Origin of the sequence: Cupriavidus sp. Met-2, from assembly GCF_049843575.1 — a bacterium.
GTDB lineage: Bacteria > Pseudomonadota > Gammaproteobacteria > Burkholderiales > Burkholderiaceae > Cupriavidus > Cupriavidus metallidurans.
In genome coordinates this window covers 173,240-189,744 of sequence record NZ_JBBHZL010000002.1, presented here as the reverse complement: position 1 = coordinate 189,744, position 16,505 = coordinate 173,240, and the positions used below count along the sequence as shown (strand labels likewise).

Sequence of the window (16,505 nt, the reverse complement as noted above, 5' to 3'; positions counted from 1 at the left end):
TATGGAGGGGGTGAATGTCAGAACCAATTAGCGGAGGGGCCGCGCTAGGCGTCGCGGGGGCGGCTGCCTTCAAGGCGGCGGGAGGGCCGGCAGCAGTCGCGGCTGGTGGGAGTGGCCTGGCGGCCATCGTGGTCATGCTGCTGATGCGCCCGCGTACGCGCGGCGAGTGGGCAGTGGCGCTGATCAGTACGGTGGTGTCGAGCGTGGCGGGCGGTGCAGCGGTGGTGCAGCACTATGAGCTGCAGTCGTGGACGCAGAACTATATCGGGCTGGTGGCGCTGTTCGGGCTCGTGTTCGCCTGCGGCCTGCCGGGCTGGGCGGTGGTGCGCTGGCTGTTCAATTTCATCGAGCGGCGCCGCGACAAGGATCTCGCAGACATCGTGCGCGAGGTCAGGCAGGAGGTAACGCTATGACGCTATCCGAAATCATCTGCCTAGCGATCGAGCCGGCATTGCGGCTGCTGCCGCCCGCGATGGATACGGTAAAGGCGCGCGTCATGCTGCTGGCCATCGGGCTGCAGGAGTCGGCATTCGCGGCGCGGCGCCAGGCCGGCAATGGTCCCGCCCGAGGCTTCTGGCAGTTCGAGCTGGGCACGCCTCAGTCGCGCGGCGGGGTGTGGGGGGTGTTCTTGCATGTCGCCAGTCGGCCGCACCTGGAGCGCCTTTGCCTCGCGCGGCGTGTCGCCTTTCAACCGGAGGCCATTCATCGTGCGATCGAGGTGGATGACGTGCTCGCGGCCGGTGTGGCGCGTCTGCTGCTTTTCACAGACCCCTTTGCGCTTCCGTCAGTGACCGAGCAGCAGGCGGCATGGGATCTCTATGCCCGCACCTGGCGGCCCGGTAAGCCGCACCCGAAGAACTGGCCTGCCAATCATGCCCGCGCGGTGGCGGAGGTCCAGTCATGACCCTGCCACGACTGCCGTGGCGTTCGATCCTAATCGGCGCAGTGGCGGCGGCTTTGTTCGCTGCGGGTTGGCTGGGTAATGGCTGGCGGCTCGGCGAGCAGATCGCCGAGCAGAAGGCCGAACATGCCACTGAGCAGCGTAATCAAGCACGTGTCCAAACCAAGGCCGTCGACGATGCCCGCATTGAGGAGCAGCGGCGCGTGGCCGAACAAGCGAAATCCACCAATGATGCTATCCGACAACTTCATGCAGCACAGGCTAGTGCTCGCGCTGCTGACGCTGCTCGTCGCGAGCTGCTCGCCCGTATTGCAGCCATCACCAACGCTGCCCGCAGTCCCCGCGATCCCGCCTCTGTCGCCGCTGGCGCGTCAGCCGGCGATCCCATCCTACTGCTCGCCGACGTGCTTGGACGCGCTGACCAGCGAGCGGGAGACCTGGCGCAATACGCTGACGCAGCCCGAGTCGCTGGGCAAAAGTGCGAGCGGGACTACGACGCCTTGATTTCTACGACGCCTTAGTGCGTGACGGCACAGGAGCCGCCTCTGCAACCATCGCAACGGACGGAAGCAGGCGCAGGAATGTCCGCGCCACCTCAGGGTCGCGGCATGTCAGCCAGTCGTCCCATTCTTCGCGCGGCAGAATCACAATGCCGCGCTTCTCATCTCCAGGCTTGTGAAATCGCTGCATCAGGGGGTGGCTGTCGGCGTTGAGCGTCGGCATGGTGAACGACACAGCGCCATCCGGCCACGGGCGCCACAATCCCGCGATCGCAAATGGCTCGCCGTCTGGCAGTCCAATCCTCCACCGTACGGCCTTGCCCGTCTCCCAGTTCGGCTCATAGAAGCCGGTGGCCGGGATCAGGCAAAGCTGCGCAGCTTTCCAGTGCTTGGCGAATGAGCTGAGCTTTCCGATCGTTTCCGTCCGCGCGTTGGCTGTGGGGTAGTAGCGCACGCCAGGCGGGATCTTTGCCTTGGGCACCATGCTGAACGAGCCCAGCACCGCTTCGCGCGAGCCAACTTCCGCGGCGCGGATGATCGGGGCAGGGTAGTCGGGCCACGCCTCGGCCTTCCACTCGCCGGCGGGCGGCTCAACGCCGAAGACATCGCGCAACACCTGGCGCTGGACGGGGGCATAGTTCACGCACATTAAACGTCCCTCCTATATGAGCCGACTCAATGGGGTTATAGCATGGCACCCCAATAGACAGGCGCCACAAAGCGAGGGTGGCGTGGCGAGCGGGCCCTTATAGTTGCCAGCCGTTTCTTCGCCGTTCAACGAAAAACCCAACGGATTCTAGTGATTGAATTGTCTTCTCAATCGCCAGGAGAATTTCCGCTTGGTTTGGGTTCCTGGTCAAGGAGAAATTGTGTACTTCAGATGGGCCCTTGGAACTCGTTGAGAAAGGAGGGTGCAGTGGTTCTTGGCTCGAAAAAATGCTGATCGCCGAGTTCATAATTGCCTCATCGCTTCCGCTAAAGAATGCTTGAAGATCTCGGTCGTCGTCATAAATTTCAAAACTAATCCAGCGCGGAGTAGATCCATTGAGGCGCATCTGAACTGTGTAGATGTCTTCGTGAGAAGTTTGATTTTCTTCCATTATTTGGCTCAAGATTAATCTTCAGTGTCGAATTCATCGGTGGATGGCAATGCACGACGGGCCAGAAAGATCCCCGCAATCTTCGCGTTCGGATAACTTTTTCTGAGTAGTTGCGACATCGCCTTGAAAGTGCATCCAGTAGTCAACATATCGTCAACTACGACGATTGTTGTGGGCACTGGATTTCCTAGCGCTGGATTAATTCTGTAGTTTCTAGCAAGGTCCTCCGGCTTGGGTCGGTTTTGTGACTCATGTGCGGGTAGTCGTGAATGTGCCTGGCTGATTAGTTGCCGTACATCACCGCCTGCGGCAGCAACGACCTGCAGCGCTTGCTCAATGCGATCGTCATAGCCTGGGTCGCCAATACAACGCGATGGTGGCGCGCCGACAAAGGTAACGGTTGGCAAAGCTGCCGGCTTAAATGCGCCTGCTAGCCACTGTCCAGCCTGCTGGATGGCAAGCAGCTTGTACTGGTAGTCGGGGAAGGCCTTGCGTTCCGGCTTCTTCTTGAAATTCCAGATTAGCTGATTTGTCTCGCTATACCTTGGGCCCTCTCCGGCAGTATATTCTCCGAAATAGTAGCAGGCATCTGTTGCTTCAAGGTAGTAATGTTCGCCAATTGTAAGGCTGTCTATTTTTCTTAGTTTCGGCATGTCAGTGCCTGAATAATGTCATCGAAGTCCCGAACGCGAATCGCGCCCTGTGCCTCATATTTGGCGGGCCAGGTAAGATTTGGGTTCTGAAAGCAATTGTCCAGTATGAACAGCTTTCGTCCTTGGTTTAAGGCTGCTCGCGCTTGCGTCAACGTTCCAGACGTTTCGCCGGCTTCGACTATGATGGTCGCTTGACTAAAAGCAGACATAGTTGCATTTCGCTCAGGGAAGAAGAATCTATTACCCTTGTAGGTCTGCCGCGCGTAGCGGAGAATGGGAACCTGGCTGATGACCAATTGCTCGCGAGCGAGAAGGCGTTGCATCTCCTTGTTCTCACGCGGATAATATTCAGTGATGGGAGTTCCTATTACGGCAACAGTGTTGCCGCCCTCCTCGAGAGTGGTCGTATGTGCCACCGTGTCAATGCCGCGGGCGAGCCCAGAATAGATGGTGTAGCCTTCGGCAACCAGCAACTTCACAAGTCGCTTTGCACGCGCGGCACCTTCGCGACTGGGCTCCCGAGTTCCAACTACTGCGACAGATTTGCGCGACTCCGCCAAATCCCACCACCCTTGAAAATAGAAAAACGCAAGTGGGTGTATCGCGTCCCGTAGTTTCTTGGGGTAGTCAAGAGCCCCGTGAATCCTCACCCCAAACTCGGTGATCTCCGCCTTCGAAAAGTGGGGGCGTAGCTCGGCCAGAATATCCTCCGTAGCCTCCTGCGAGACCAATTGAGAAGGGGTCGCGCCGGGGTGCTTTTCGAAGATTTCTGCAATCGTCTTAAACGAAGCGTTGTCGGACTGCCACAAAGCTTCGTAGGCCGCCATTTCGCGCCACGGTGATATTGGCTGTTCAGCCAGGACGGTGTCGAAATCTGAAATTGGATCTGACACGCCGTGCGCGAGAAAGAGATCTCCGGTCTGGTGTTCCAAATTCTCAGATGGTTTCATGTGATCTATTGTCATCTACAATACACGACTCTTGTGACTGGAAAGTATACCGTTGAGGGGGGTATACAACGGTACGGAACGCAATGTCGTGGTCTGTGTTCTTTCGGGTAACAGCTTAGGGCTCTTCGTGCCGCATGGGAACATTGGCTTTGGGCGTTCGATCCACGCATTCTTGAAACGCCGCGGCCCAGACTGCCTCTGCGATCCCTCGCCAACCGAATTCCTTACCGGCCCGCTGGACCTCAGATGATTTCCAAATCCGCTCGAACTCCTTTGAATCGAAGTCCGCACCTGTGAGTAGGCTGGCCTGGGCGGGAGTCTTCGCCAGGAGGACTTCGAGCTCGTGCCGCACCTCCTCGAGCTGATCCCCGGCGGGCTCTCCCAAACCGTTCTCCCAACCGTGGAATCCCACGGCGTCCGTGCCTGCATTGAGGCGATCAAGGGCGTCAAGTAGGCGCTGCGCTACTTGTCGGACAGTCGGTAAGCTAGGGGGCGCCTCGTGGATTTGGCAGCCTGCGGCTGACTTTTTGTTGCCCATGGCAATGCTTGATGCTGTATGGATATACAGTGTATCGCACCACGCCGGGCTCAGGTGGCTCATCTGATTTGCCAGCTTTTTGCCAGCATTCGCCTGAAAGGCGCACAGTTGAGCCAGATTGCTGGGGTTCGAGTCCCCTCCCTCGCACCAAGTTACCGTATCATCACATTCCCACGTAACACCCAAAATCCCCGCAAACGCTTGTCCCACAAGGGATAGCGGGCTTTTGCGCATCCGCATCACCCCCCAATCCACCTACAAAGAATCACATATAATTCCTGCGTCGCCCCCAGAATTCCCCCACGGAGCCCCCATGGCATCGTTTCAGAAGATTGGGAAAGGGTGGCGCGTTCAGCTCGATGTGAAGGGCCAGCGCGAGAGCCGTAGCTTTCCAAACAAGGCGCTCGCCCAGGAGTGGGCGGACCGCCGGCAGGCTGAGTTGAGGTCGATCCAGTCAGGGCAGGGCAGCAAGACATTCACGGTCGGGCATGTCCTGGACGACTACCAGCGAAAGATCAGCCCCACGAAGCGCGGGGAGCGGTGGGAAAAGCTCAGGCTCGAGTTGATCGGCAAGATCAAGGTCGAGGGGCGTCAGCTCCGGGATATCCGACTGGCCGAGCTCCGATCGACCCACATTGCGGCATGGCGCGATGCCAGGCTGCGCGATGTTTCTGGCTCTTCCGTATCCCGCGAAATGACGCTTCTTTCCCACGCACTCGATGTGGCGCGGCGGGAATGGGCGTGGCTGGTTCACGATCCGATGAAAGATGTCCGCCGGCCGCCGGAGAATCCACCGCGTGACCGCCTGATCGCCGAGACGGAGATAGAGAAGATCATCACCGCACTGGGGTACCAGGAGGGCGTGCCGGTGGCGCTGCCGTCGCAGCGGGTGGCCGTGGCATTCTTGCTGGCCATCGAGACGGCCATGCGTTCGGGCGAAATGCTGGGGCTGACAAGTCGATCTGTCGACTTCGAGCGGCGCGTTGCCCATCTGCCGATGACAAAAAACGGCGGAGCCAGAAATGTCCCGCTGTCCACGCGAGCGGTGACGCTGCTGAAAATGCTCCCGGAGGTTGATGGCGGCGATCCGCTGTTCAATCTGTCGGCGGCCAGCCGGGATGCGCTGTTCCGCAAGGCCAAAGAAAAGGCCGGCATTGCCGGCCTGACATTCCACGATACGCGGCACGAAGCGATCACCCGCCTGGCCAAGAAGCTGCAGCCGCTGGATCTGGCCCGGATGACCGGGCACACGAACCTCCAGGAGCTGATGACGTACTACAACGAGTCCGCCGCCAGCATCGCGCAGCGCCTGGGCTAGTCGACTTTCCGCGGCCGGCCTACGATCTTCTCCTTGTGCGATCGCACCCAGGCGATTACCTCCGAGGCCTCCCACAGCGGCTGGCCTCTGGAGCCCTCCTTCTGGGTAGGCAGGCGGATCGGTTTGGGGAAGCCCGGCAACGTGACCACACGCTCCATCACGGCTGCGGGTGAGCGTCGCAGATAGTTTCCGATCAGCTTTGCATTCCAGAGTTGGACAGAGACAGGGATCGCAGGCACTACGCGCTTGGCGATTTCGTCGGCAAGCTGGTCAATCAGTTGTGTTTCGCTCATCTCGCAACTCCATAGTGCGCTCCAGAGGCTCCCCCTCAAAATCCCCACCACCCCGACGCTTCAAATCCACCACACCCACCCGCCGCGCATCCCGAGCAGCCATCGCCCGTGCTGCTGCCGTAACAGCCGCGCGCAGTACCCCAGACATCCCCTCAAAAGGCGTAGCAACGCGCAGCACCCGATGCACCCGCCGCAACTGCATCTCAGTAACAATCAACTTACCCACGATATCCCCCACGCCGAACAAAGCCATCCCACACCCCTCGCGCATAGCAGACCGTGAAAAACAAGCTCACCACGAACATCCCAGGCTCGTCGTTATCGACAGTCAGATACACCCAAGCCGGCTGACCAACCAGCCCGACCAACGCAGCCCAACGCACGCGATGCGCCCCACTGTTGAACAGATAGACCGACACCAGCGCAGTACCGATCATCCAGAGATTGAGTAGCGCGTACATCAGGTGGCCCTCCCAATGGCGTGAGCGCAACAGAAGCGCGGCGGCGCGGTCAGGTGGTTCAGCGCGCCGAGCTGCGCATCCAGGCGCGTGCGGGCGATCGCGGTGAACTCGATGCGCACGCCATCGTGTGAAACGATGCAAACGAGAAAGGCGTTCATTGCTCGCTCTCCTCGATGTCGCGAACAGTAGGGAGCACTATGGGTTCGCCCGACGCGAAGCGCGCACACCCTTCCCGAAGATGGACGGAGAGCGCGATCCTGTTCCCATCGTGCGCCGTGATCAAGAGTTGCTGTGTGGCGAACGTATAAGCCGGCGTGTTGGGCAGGCGCTGGACCTGATAGCAGACGGGCTTCACTTCGATGGAGACTGCTGAACAGATAGAGGTCTCAATGGCAGACATACTCAAACTCCTTTATCGACCGAGCGCGCCTCAAACACCCAGCACTTGACCGTATCCGGCCGGCGTGGGACGTGGGGGTACTCAGCGTTGTGACGCGCGTTGATCGCGCTGTTGACGACCCGCAGATCGATGAACTTGCGTGCCCTCGATGTCTTGAGGACACGCTTCAGGTCGGTCAGCGGGGGAAGGTTCAGGCGGCGGTCGTTGGCCACCTGTTCGAAATGGCGCAGGCTGATGGCTATGACATCGCCGCCACGAGCGTGGTTGAGCACCGCGTTGTCATCTTCAGCGGACTCGATGTGGTCGTACAGCTCCCAGAACTCCTGCACGAGCGGGTGATCGGCGCCGATGGCCTGCTGACGCTCCACGGCCATGCGCACGAGTTTCGTCTGCGCTGCGTCACGGTAGTCGCGTGGCAGTGGCATAACGGCGGTCAGACAGTCAACCAGCGCCATGATCTGCGCGTGATTCTTCACGAGACGCTGGTGTTTCACCTCAGGGTTAGCGGCCAGCTTCTCCTGGTAGAACGGCATGCGCTCGGCAAACAGCCTCAGTACGTCCTTCTCTTTCAGGATGGCCGACAGCAGGAACGCGGAGACGTCCTCGACAGGCATCTGTTCCAGCGCACGCGCGGCGGCGAACGTGTCGGCGTTCTGGCCGGCACGATCGAAGTACAGATGCACGATCCGCTGCAGCACGGCCTCGCTGGCATTGACTTCGGCGTTCTGGCTGATGACCACGGTCCCTCGGAAGGGTGGTTCGTAGGTTTCGTTACCGCCGTTCTTGACACCGCGTGCTCGTGTGCTGCGCCCGTTGTAAGCGGTTTTCAGCTCATTCCAGTCAAAGCCCTTGACCTTGGCGCCGTCCTCACCGCGGTCGCCTTCGATCAGGACCACCGGCAGGTTCGACACCTGCGCAAAGTTCCGTGCTCGTGCGGCGAGCGATGACTTTGACGGGTCGAAGCCTTCATAGTCACGCCGGCCGAACAGCTTCCACAGGAATTCGATCAACGTCGATTTGCCGGCGCCGGGCTCGCCCACCACTTCGAGGAAAGGGAAGCTCTTCTGCTTGATCCCTTCGCCTTCGCGGATCTGCTCGGCAAACAGGCTGCCCAGCCAGAAGGCGAGCGCCACGATGGCCTTGGCGCCGAACGCGCGCCAGAGCAGCTCCAGCCAGCCATAGTCGAGCGCCTTGATGTCGGTATTGATCGACAGGCCAGCGGAGCCACCGATCGTCTTGATGGACAACCGCCCGACATCAAAGAAGTCCTCGTCGTTGAGCGTGAATAGTTTTCCGCCCTTGACGGCGATGTCGGCGTAGACGTAGCAGCCGTGCTCCTTCGCGTAGCCCACGAAATCGATTGTCTGCACGCTCTTGATGCGGTGCATCTGCTCTTTGAGATACGCGTCGAGCTGGCCGGTGGAGCCGGTGTAGAACGCGCCGGGCGCAACCCCAAGCAGACGCTTCTTGAACTCGGTCGCAGAGGCGATCTGTGCGCTGCTGAATGTGTTCTTGGCGGGCTCGGATTCGTGCGGAAAGCCGACACGGAAGTAGTACCAGGCCTCGTCGGTGGCGGCGTTCGCCTGGTAGTACAGGACCGTAGGCAGACAGGTGGCGCCATCGACACCATCGGCTTCATCGCCTTGCTCGGCTTCTTCACCGCCCATGTGACGGGCAACCTGGTGCTGGCAGGCGCGGCCCTTGTGAAAGGGGGCGCGGGACTGTGGGTGAAACTGGGCGCCATTCCGCTATTCATCATCACGGTCATGCTGGCCAAGATGTGGATCGACCGCTGCAGCCAGTCCCACAAGACCCTGGGCTGGCTGTTCGTGGCGGAGGCGGTGTTCCTGTCCGCCTTCATGCTGGTGGGACTGTACTTCGATCCGCTCCTTGATCCCGGCGCGGGTGAGCTGGCACTGACGGGTGGCCTGGGCCTGATGGCTCTGGCAATCCGCAATACGGCGAGCAAGACCTTGATCAAGCACATCAGCCCCAGCACGATGATGACGGGGAACACCACGCAGTTTGGCATCGATCTATCCAACTTCGTGCGCACGTTCAGCCGCGAACACGGGGTCGCCGTGCTGAAAAGCGGAAGCATCGTCGTCGGGTTTGTCGCGGGCGCGTTCCTTGGCGCGGTGCTTTACATGCGCATCGGCTTCTGGAGTGTGCTGCCTTTCACGCTGGCGATCTTGTATCTGGCCAGCCTTGCGTTCCGCAAGCAGTTCATTTGAGCACTGCCATGACCATCAACAAGAGTCGGCTGGAATCATTCAGCGATGGAGTGATTTCCGTGAGCTTGACGCTGATGCTCTATCAGATTCAGCTTCCAGCGGAGTTCAACTGGACTGGCGTACGAGCAGAGGCGCCCCATTTCTTTGGATACGTGCTCAGCTTCATCTATGTCGGCATCTACTGGAACAATCACCATCACCTGTTCCAGATGGTGCGTGGTATCAACGGGAAGGTCATGTGGGCGAACCTCAATCTGTTGTTCTGGCTGACGATGATTCCTATCACCACCACCTGGACTGGCAAGTCGGAATTCTCGGAGATTCCAACCGCGCTGTACGCCTTTGTGCTCTTTATGTGCGCCATATCCTATTGGATTCTGCAGCGCGTCATCATGGCATCGGAGGGACAGGGCTCCATGCTCGCAGGTGCCATCGGCAAGGATCGGAAGGGCAGGGTATCGCTCGTCGTGTACGCATTGGCGATCGTGGTGAGTTTCTTCAGCAGCATCGCGGCAACACTCATTCTGATTGCGATGGCTGCATTCTGGTTTCTGCCCGATTCGCGGATCGAGAGCTATCTTCTGGGGCAGGGCGGCAGGGATTCATAGGCGGCCGGGAAGCGCGCCGTCTGTGTCAACCGCAGGCCAGCCTCGCCCCCGGGGCTACATGTTCTCCAATTCGCCGGCAGCAGCCTGCAAGACGCGGGCGAAATGTTGGGGCGGTTGACCACCGGTGATGCGCTGGTTGCCGACCCGGTATGTGGGCACCGAACGGACGCCATCGAACTGGGCCTGTAGTTCCTGGGCCACGACGCTCGCTTCCCCGGCCGAGCCGTTCAGATACTCGCGCACGCCGGCTGCGTCGAAGCCGATCGAAACCGCGATGTCTACCAGCACGTCCAGAGAACCAATGTCCTGTCCGCGTGTGAAATAGGCTTCCATCACTGCGCTGAACAAGTCATCCGCGCGTGCGGCGTCCTGGTCCTGTACGTAGCGCATAAGGCGGTGTGCCAGGCGTGTATTCGGCGTGACCAGTATCCGGTCGTAGTTGAATGCAAGACCCACGCGTTTCCCAGCCGCCGCAACCTCCGCATCCAGCACCTGGGACCGCTCCCAGCTGCCGAACTTGCGGCTGCGATATGCCTTGCGATTCGAGCTGGGTTTCGGCATGTCCGGGTTGAGCTCGTAAGGCTGGTATTGCGAGCGGAATCGGCCAGCCATGCCAGCCTGCTCGATGCCGGCCTTCAGCGATTGATGCCCGATCCAGCACCAGGGGCAAATGAAGTCGTAAGTGATGATGATGTCTATCGGTGTCATGGAGCGCTCCAGTCCTGAAGCGAAATGGCGATGACACAAAGGTAAGGCACGCGCCCGGATTCCTGAATAGGGACGCCGCGCAACCCAGCGTTGCGCTCGATGCAAGGCACGGCTGCCGACAAGGCAGCCGTGTGTCAGTCCACCTTCAGCGTGCCGGTACGGGTGCGAGCGATTCGTGCGGCGTGGCGGTCCGTTGCGCGGCTTTATGGACCATCGTGTAGGCGTAGTCCACACCCATGCCGTAGGCGCCGGAGTGCTCCTTCACGAGCTGCATCACGGCATCATAGGTGTCGTGATGCGCCCAGTCGCGCTGCCATTCGAGCAGTACTTGCTGCCATGTCACCGGCACCACGCCGGCCTGGATCATGCGTTGCATCGCGTAGTCATGGGCTTCCCGGGTATTGCCACCACAGGCATCCGCAACCACGTAGAACTCATAGCCGGCGTCCTGCATGGCGCACAGGGCGAAGGTGGTAATGCACACCTCGGTCCACAGCCCGGCAGCCACGATCTTCTTGCGGCCGGCCGCCTTCAGCGCATCGCGCACCTTCTGGTCGTCCCAGGAGTTCATCGATGATCGCTCGAGTGTTTTCGCGTTCGGGAACACGTCAAGGAGCTCTGGAAACGTGTAGCCCGAGAACGACTCGCTTTCCACGGTGCTGATGGTGGTCGGGATATTGAAGATCTTGGCGGCCTTGGCAAGGCCGACCACATTGTTCTTCAGCGTCTGACGATCAATGGACTGAATGCCGAACGCCATCTGCGGCTGCGTGGCCAGAGCGGACTGGATCTGCAGGCCAGGCTGGGGCAGATGGGCATTCATATTCCGATCATCTTCATGACTGGGTACGGAGACATCGCCATGAGCGTCGCAGCCATGAAGGCCGGGGCCGAAGACTTCATGGCCAAGCCGTTTCGCGACCAGGATTTGCTGGACGCCGTATCCGCCGCGCTGGAGAAAGACCGTTTGCGCCGCCAGGCGGTTGGCAAGGTTGATGAGATTCGGGCGAACTACGCCACACTCACGCCACGCGAATCCGAAGTCATGGGACTGGCCGTGACAGGACTGCTGAACAAGCAGATTGCGGGCGAGATCGGCATCAGCGAGGTTACCGTCAAGATTCACCGCGGGCAGGCGATGCGCAAGATGCGGGCGCGCACGTTTGCTGATCTGGTATTGCTGGCGCAGCAGCTCGGTATCTGCAGGGCCGATCGCTGACCGATTGTCAGGACGTTGGGCGGGAGAGGGTTCCCCCGCGCGATTGACATGCTCAGGCGATCAGCGTCCGGGCGACCAGCGTTGCGGCCGCCACGCTTGATGTGCTGACCGCCAGCCAGCATCCCAGCAGGAGGGCGCCGTTGACCACGCTTCGATCTGATTTCATCTTGTGTGCTCCGTGGGATGACTGGCTGCGGGCATGCTTCAGCGCTCGATCACCGGTGCGTGTACGGGCGCGATCGATGCGTGTGGGGTTGCCGTGCGTTGCGCGGCCTTGTGAACCATCGTGTAGGCGTAGTCGATGCCCATGCCGTAGGCGCCTGAGTGTTCCTTGGCCACGGCCATCACCGCGTCGTACGTTTCGCGGTTCTTCCAGTCGCGTTGCCATTCCAGCAGAACCTGTTGCCACGTCACCGGTACCACGCCGGCCTGGATCATGCGCTGCATGGCGTAGTCATGCGCTTCCTTGGTGGTGCCGCCCGAGGCGTCGGCCACCATGTAGATTTCGTAGTCGCCTTCAAGCATGGCGGAGAGCGCGAAAGTGGTGTTGCAGACCTCGGTCCACAGGCCGGCCACGATTACCTTCTTGCGGCCATTGGCGGCCAGCGCGTCGCGTACTTTCTGGTCGTCCCAGGAGTTCATCGAGGAGCGTTCCAGGGTTTGCTTGCCGGGGAACACGTCGAGCAGTTCCGGGTAGGTGTAGCCCGAGAACGACTCGCTTTCGACGGTGGTGATGGTGGTCGGCACGTCGAAGACCTTCGCAGCCTTGGCCAGGCCCACAACGTTGTTCTTCATGGTCTGACGGTCCATCGACTGGACGCCGAAGGCCATTTGCGGCTGGTGGTCAATGATGATCAGCTGGCTGTTGCGCGGGGTCAGGACTTCCAGTTTGGCGTTCGACATGGTGCTCTCCACTAAGTTTTATTCAAGGAATTTGAGTTCTTGGTCTGGCAGCGCCGCTTTCAGTTCGTTGCGTTGTTGCGCTGTCCATGTGCAGAACTATAGCGATGGCGAGCGCACAAACATCCGATCTGGATTGTAAGTGTTGTTCAAATTTTTTGATCTTTGGAATTGGGCGGTGAAACCATGGGCGCGAGGTCGAACCGCATGCCATGCGCGGTCCTGAAGCCCTGACGCGCTCTCGCATTTCAAAAGCGACTGAGTTCTATCCATTGGGAGCGAGATGAACACGACAACCCTCAACCCTCAGGACATCGTGACCAGCATCATTGTTCACGAGGTCGAGCCCGGCGCCGCCGGGCAGTATGAGACGTGGCTCGCCGACATCCGTGTCGCCTGCTCCAGGTTTCCAGGCTACCTGAGCACCGACGTGATCCGCCCGGTCGGCAAGGGCCGTGAATACGCGACGATCGTCCGTTTCGCTGACTTCAAAAGCCTGAATGCCTGGATGGAATCCGATGAGCGCCGGCAGCATATTGCGCGGATGCAGTCGTCGCTGCGGCAGGGCGATCGATACGAGATCCGAACAGGTCTCGATTTCTGGTTCACGCCGAAGCACGCACCGGTCAAAGTGCCGACCGCGTGGAAGCAGTGGCTTGTCACGTGGAGCGCGATCTTGCCGCTCAGCATTGTTGTTCCGCTGGGGGTGGTGCCAATGCTCGCCCGTCTCGGCTTCGCCCGCGACTCGTTTGCCGACAAGGCCGTCGTTTCGGCGGCAATCGTGTTCCTGATGGTCTACGTGGTGATGCCACGCTATACCCGGCTTGTGGCGCGCTGGCTGTTCAAGTGAGGGCGCTGACGGTTTAGGCGGCCTCCCATCGGTCAACTACGGGTTTTGCCTGACACGCACCGTATCCGTTGATTTGATTGGATTTTCCGGGTCGCTGTGACGTTCCGGGTTCCTGCGGACGAAAAATTCTGCTTGATCTTCACGATTCGGTGTCCATAATGCAAACGTTTGCAAAAACATGAGAAGAAGGAAGAAACCATGGAGACGATGCAATCTCGATCGACGCCGCAATCCATTGAAGACCTGGCCCTGATCGACGACGAATGGTCGGTGACCGACGTTGTCAGGCGTGCAATGGAGGGAACGGAGAATCCGCGCCTGCGCACCGTGATGGCGGCGCTGGTGCGGCATCTGCACGAATTCCTGCGCGAAGTGCGTCCGACCGACGAGGAGTTTGAGTTAGGGCTCGAGTTCATTGCCGCGCTTGGCCACGCCACGCACGCCACCAACAATGAGGTGGTGCTCGCCGCCGACGTGCTGGGCCTGTCGACACTGGTGACCACGATGAACAACAGCACAGTGGGTGGCCGTACCCCGGGCGCGCTGCTGGGGCCGTTCTATCGCGCCAATGCGCCGCGTTACCAGTGCGGCGATTGCGTGGTGCAGGACGACGCACCGGGTCTGCCACTGTTCGTCAGCGGCACCGTGCGTGCGACCGACGGCACGCCATTGCGCGGCGCGACGGTCGAAGTCTGGCAGGCGTCGCCGGTCGGGCTCTACGACAATCAGGACCCGAACCAGCCGGACCGCAATCTGCGCGGACTGTTCCAGACCGATGCGGAAGGCGGCTATCACTTCCGCACCGTGCGCCCGGCCGGCTATCCTGTGCCCACCAACGGCCCGGTCGGCGAACTGCTGGCAGCGCAGTTTCGCCATCCGTATCGCCCAGCGCATATCCATTTCATCGTCGCCGCGCCGGGCTATCGCACGCTGGTGACGCAGGTGTTTGCCGACGACTCCGACATTCTCGAAACCGATGTCACGTTCGGCGTGCATCGCCAGCTCGTTGGCCGCTTTCAGCAGGTGGAAGCGGGACGCAGCCCGTGGGGCGACATACCCGCGCCGTTCTACACGCTGGCATTTGATTTCACGCTGGAACCGGGCGTTCAGACGTTCCCGCGTCCGCCGATCGATTGATGGACCGACGAACCCGTCGCTCCACCGTCGCAACGTTTATCACGACCTTCCATTCATCCAACTGAACATGCCTATTCATTCCCTATCCGGCAAAGTCGCCGTGATCATCGGTGGCACCGGCGGCATTGGCCTCGCCACAGGCCATGCGCTGGCAGAGATCGGCGCCAGCGTGGTGCTGACCGGACGCGATGCGGACCGCACCGCGAGCGCCGTCGCCACGCTGCCGGCCGGCAATCACCTGGCTGCTCATGCAGAAGTCGGCGACAGCGCCACGCTGCGGCTACTTGCGGACGACGTCCAGCATCATTACGGACGTGTCGACATCCTCGTCAACACGTCGGGCTTCACACGTGCGATTCCGCATGCCGATCTCGATGCGCTCGACGATGCGTTGATCGACGAAATGTTTGCCGTCAACTGGCGCGGCCAGTTCGCCGCGATTCGCGCGTTCGCACCACTGCTGCGCGCGAACGGCGACGGCCTGGTCGTCAACGTCGGCTCGATCGCGGGGCGCACCGGGCAAGGCAGCAACGTTGCGTACTGCGCGGTCAAGGCGGGTCTCGACGTCATGGCAATGTCGCTGGGCCGTGCACTCGCCCCAGCAATCCGCGTGCTCAATGTTTCTCCGGGCGTAGTGGATACCGGCTTCGTACCGGGCCGCGATAGCAGCTTCAATGAACGCGCGGCCAAGACCACACCGCTGCGGCGGATCGGTCAGGCGCAGGACGTGGCTGACGCCATCGTCGCGTGCGCCACATCGCTTCGCTTTGCCACGGGCACCACCATCGTCGTCGATGGCGGGCGCCAGCTCGGCTGATTCCTTTTCTTCTCAGGTCAACGTATCCATGCACGCACGCAAGACCATCATCACCTGCGCGGTGACCGGCAATATCGTCAAGCCAGACCAGCATCCCGGTCTGCCCATCACACCGGAACAGATCGCCAACGCCGCGCTCGAAGCGGCCGACGCTGGCGCTGCCGTCGCGCACATCCATGTACGCGATCCGGAAACGGGCAAGCCGTCGATGCGTCTCGATTACTACGCCGACGTGATCGACCGCATCCGCGCGCGCAACCGTGCGCTGATCATCAACCTGACCACGGGCCCCGGCGGGCGCTTTGTGCCCGACGAGGACGAGCCGCGCGTGGCTGCGGCGGGTACCACGCTGCTGCATCCGCTCAAGCGCGTCGAGCACATCGCCGCATTGCGTCCCGACGTGTGCTCACTCGACCTCAACACGATGAACTCGGGCGCCGACGTGGTGATCAACACGCCGGGCAACGTCCGCAAGATGGCCGAGGTGATTCGCGCCGCAGGCGTGATGCCGGAGCTCGAGATCTTCGATTCAGGCGATCTGAACATGGCGCTCGACTTCATGCGTGATGGCGTGCTTGAAGGCCCGGGGCTGTGGACTTTCGTGCTGGGCGTGAAGTATGGCTTCGCACCCACGCCGGAAACGATCTTCTACGCCCGCAACATGCTGCCACCGGGCGCGCACTGGTCGGCGTTCGGCATCGGCCGCGCGGAGTTCCCGATCGTCGCGCAGGCCTGGCTGGCGGGTGGCCACGTCCGAGTCGGCCTGGAAGACAACATCTATCTCGAAAAAGGCGTGCTGGCGCCGAGCAACGCCGCGTTGGTCGCCAAGGCGCGCGACATCGTGAAGTCGCTCGGTGGCGACATCGCTTCATCCGCCGATGCGCGCCGCACGCTCGGACTGCGCGAAGTCTGATTCCT

21 protein-coding genes and 2 pseudogenes are annotated in these 16,505 nt (G+C 60.8%); 11 read left to right on the top strand and 12 right to left on the bottom strand.

Annotated features, from left to right (window positions below; translation table 11 throughout):
- Positions 1-14: 14 nt before the first annotated feature.
- The 3 genes from WD006_RS06060 to WD006_RS06050 are packed head-to-tail and all read left to right on the top strand — an operon-like array spanning position 15 to position 1,422.
- Positions 15-413, top strand: coding sequence for a hypothetical protein (locus WD006_RS06060; RefSeq protein WP_029307786.1), 399 nt, complete (start codon positions 15-17; stop codon positions 411-413).
- Entirely contained in the window at positions 410-904 is a 495-nt protein-coding gene (locus tag WD006_RS06055) for a hypothetical protein (RefSeq protein ID WP_029307787.1), read from the top strand. Before WD006_RS06060 ends, WD006_RS06055 begins: the two co-directional genes overlap by 4 nt.
- Complete coding sequence (locus tag WD006_RS06050; protein WP_035832643.1) at positions 901-1,422, top strand: DUF2514 family protein; 522 nt, start codon at positions 901-903, stop codon at positions 1,420-1,422. Before WD006_RS06055 ends, WD006_RS06050 begins: the two co-directional genes overlap by 4 nt.
- Here the strand turns inward: WD006_RS06050 and WD006_RS06045 are convergent.
- The 4 genes from WD006_RS06045 to WD006_RS06030 form a co-directional block, all read right to left on the bottom strand.
- A complete protein-coding gene (locus WD006_RS06045) occupies positions 1,409-2,050 on the bottom strand; it encodes an SOS response-associated peptidase (RefSeq protein WP_029307790.1) in 642 nt (213 codons plus the stop codon). The genes WD006_RS06050 and WD006_RS06045 overlap by 14 nt on opposite strands.
- Positions 2,051-2,147: 97 nt before the next feature.
- Positions 2,148-2,501 (bottom strand): hypothetical protein, encoded by a 354-nt coding sequence (locus WD006_RS06040; RefSeq protein ID WP_141192888.1) that lies wholly within the window; start codon positions 2,499-2,501, stop codon positions 2,148-2,150.
- Between the two features lie 14 nt (positions 2,502-2,515).
- On the bottom strand, positions 2,516-3,154 hold the full coding sequence (locus WD006_RS06035; protein ID WP_141192889.1) for a hypothetical protein: 639 nt from the start codon (positions 3,152-3,154) through the stop codon (positions 2,516-2,518).
- Positions 3,142-4,104 carry a DNA-processing protein DprA gene (locus WD006_RS06030; protein WP_080711398.1) on the bottom strand — a complete coding sequence of 321 codons (963 nt, stop codon included), beginning with the start codon at positions 4,102-4,104 and terminating at the stop codon, positions 3,142-3,144. Before WD006_RS06030 ends, WD006_RS06035 begins: the two co-directional genes overlap by 13 nt.
- Before the next feature lie 764 nt (positions 4,105-4,868).
- On the opposite strand from WD006_RS06030, the gene WD006_RS06025 reads away from it, so the two are divergent.
- Complete coding sequence (locus WD006_RS06025) at positions 4,869-5,960, top strand: tyrosine-type recombinase/integrase (protein WP_227874034.1); 1,092 nt, start codon at positions 4,869-4,871, stop codon at positions 5,958-5,960.
- Here WD006_RS06025 and WD006_RS06020 read toward each other — a convergent pair.
- From WD006_RS06020 to WD006_RS06000, 5 genes are all read right to left on the bottom strand, one after another.
- Positions 5,957-6,253: a hypothetical protein gene (locus WD006_RS06020; RefSeq protein WP_029307794.1), complete on the bottom strand. Its 297-nt coding sequence runs from the start codon at positions 6,251-6,253 to the stop codon at positions 5,957-5,959. The genes WD006_RS06025 and WD006_RS06020 overlap by 4 nt on opposite strands.
- Before the next feature lie 218 nt (positions 6,254-6,471).
- Positions 6,472-6,714, bottom strand: a complete 243-nt coding sequence (locus tag WD006_RS06015; protein ID WP_029307795.1) for a hypothetical protein — start codon at positions 6,712-6,714, stop codon at positions 6,472-6,474.
- Complete coding sequence (locus tag WD006_RS06010) at positions 6,714-6,872, bottom strand: hypothetical protein (RefSeq protein WP_155714376.1); 159 nt, start codon at positions 6,870-6,872, stop codon at positions 6,714-6,716. The genes WD006_RS06015 and WD006_RS06010 overlap by 1 nt, the downstream gene beginning before the upstream one ends.
- Positions 6,869-7,114 (bottom strand): hypothetical protein, encoded by a 246-nt coding sequence (locus WD006_RS06005; protein WP_029307796.1) that lies wholly within the window; start codon positions 7,112-7,114, stop codon positions 6,869-6,871. Before WD006_RS06005 ends, WD006_RS06010 begins: the two co-directional genes overlap by 4 nt.
- A gap of 2 nt (positions 7,115-7,116) precedes the next feature.
- Positions 7,117-8,781 carry a hypothetical protein gene (locus WD006_RS06000; RefSeq protein ID WP_175582352.1) on the bottom strand — a complete coding sequence of 555 codons (1,665 nt, stop codon included), beginning with the start codon at positions 8,779-8,781 and terminating at the stop codon, positions 7,117-7,119.
- On the opposite strand from WD006_RS06000, the gene WD006_RS05995 reads away from it, so the two are divergent.
- Entirely contained in the window at positions 8,758-9,348 is a 591-nt protein-coding gene (locus WD006_RS05995) for a YoaK family protein (RefSeq protein WP_231108883.1), read from the top strand. The two genes, WD006_RS06000 and WD006_RS05995, sit on opposite strands and share 24 nt — an antisense overlap.
- Positions 9,349-9,356: 8 nt before the next feature.
- A complete protein-coding gene (locus WD006_RS05990) occupies positions 9,357-9,956 on the top strand; it encodes a TMEM175 family protein (protein ID WP_035832645.1) in 600 nt (199 codons plus the stop codon).
- Positions 9,957-10,010: 54 nt separating this feature from the next.
- On the opposite strand, the gene WD006_RS05985 is transcribed toward WD006_RS05990, so the two are convergent.
- Both WD006_RS05985 and WD006_RS05980 read right to left on the bottom strand, forming a co-directional pair.
- The gene (locus tag WD006_RS05985) at positions 10,011-10,664 is read right to left on the bottom strand and encodes a DsbA family oxidoreductase (RefSeq protein ID WP_029307799.1); all 654 of its coding nucleotides are present in this window, start codon (positions 10,662-10,664) and stop codon (positions 10,011-10,013) included.
- 145 nt (positions 10,665-10,809) lie between these two features.
- Positions 10,810-11,433, bottom strand: a pseudogene (locus WD006_RS05980) (hydrolase); the annotation flags it as partial.
- Between WD006_RS05980 and WD006_RS05975 the strand changes: the two are divergent.
- Positions 11,425-11,883 (top strand): annotated as a pseudogene (locus tag WD006_RS05975) (response regulator transcription factor); the annotation flags it as partial. The pseudogenes WD006_RS05980 and WD006_RS05975 sit on opposite strands and share 9 nt — an antisense overlap.
- 204 nt (positions 11,884-12,087) lie before the next feature.
- Here WD006_RS05975 and WD006_RS05970 read toward each other — a convergent pair.
- The gene (locus tag WD006_RS05970; RefSeq protein ID WP_008651604.1) at positions 12,088-12,786 is read right to left on the bottom strand and encodes a hydrolase; all 699 of its coding nucleotides are present in this window, start codon (positions 12,784-12,786) and stop codon (positions 12,088-12,090) included.
- A gap of 280 nt (positions 12,787-13,066) precedes the next feature.
- Between WD006_RS05970 and WD006_RS05965 the strand changes: the two genes are divergently transcribed.
- From WD006_RS05965 to WD006_RS05950, 4 genes are all read left to right on the top strand, one after another.
- A complete protein-coding gene (locus WD006_RS05965) occupies positions 13,067-13,633 on the top strand; it encodes an antibiotic biosynthesis monooxygenase (RefSeq protein ID WP_029307801.1) in 567 nt (188 codons plus the stop codon).
- A gap of 198 nt (positions 13,634-13,831) precedes the next feature.
- Positions 13,832-14,770, top strand: a complete 939-nt coding sequence (locus WD006_RS05960; protein ID WP_011516645.1) for an intradiol ring-cleavage dioxygenase — start codon at positions 13,832-13,834, stop codon at positions 14,768-14,770.
- Between the two features lie 67 nt (positions 14,771-14,837).
- A complete protein-coding gene (locus WD006_RS05955; RefSeq protein ID WP_011516644.1) occupies positions 14,838-15,587 on the top strand; it encodes an SDR family NAD(P)-dependent oxidoreductase in 750 nt (249 codons plus the stop codon).
- Positions 15,588-15,615: 28 nt separating this feature from the next.
- Entirely contained in the window at positions 15,616-16,500 is an 885-nt protein-coding gene (locus tag WD006_RS05950) for a 3-keto-5-aminohexanoate cleavage protein (protein ID WP_029307802.1), read from the top strand.
- Positions 16,501-16,505 lie beyond the last annotated feature (5 nt).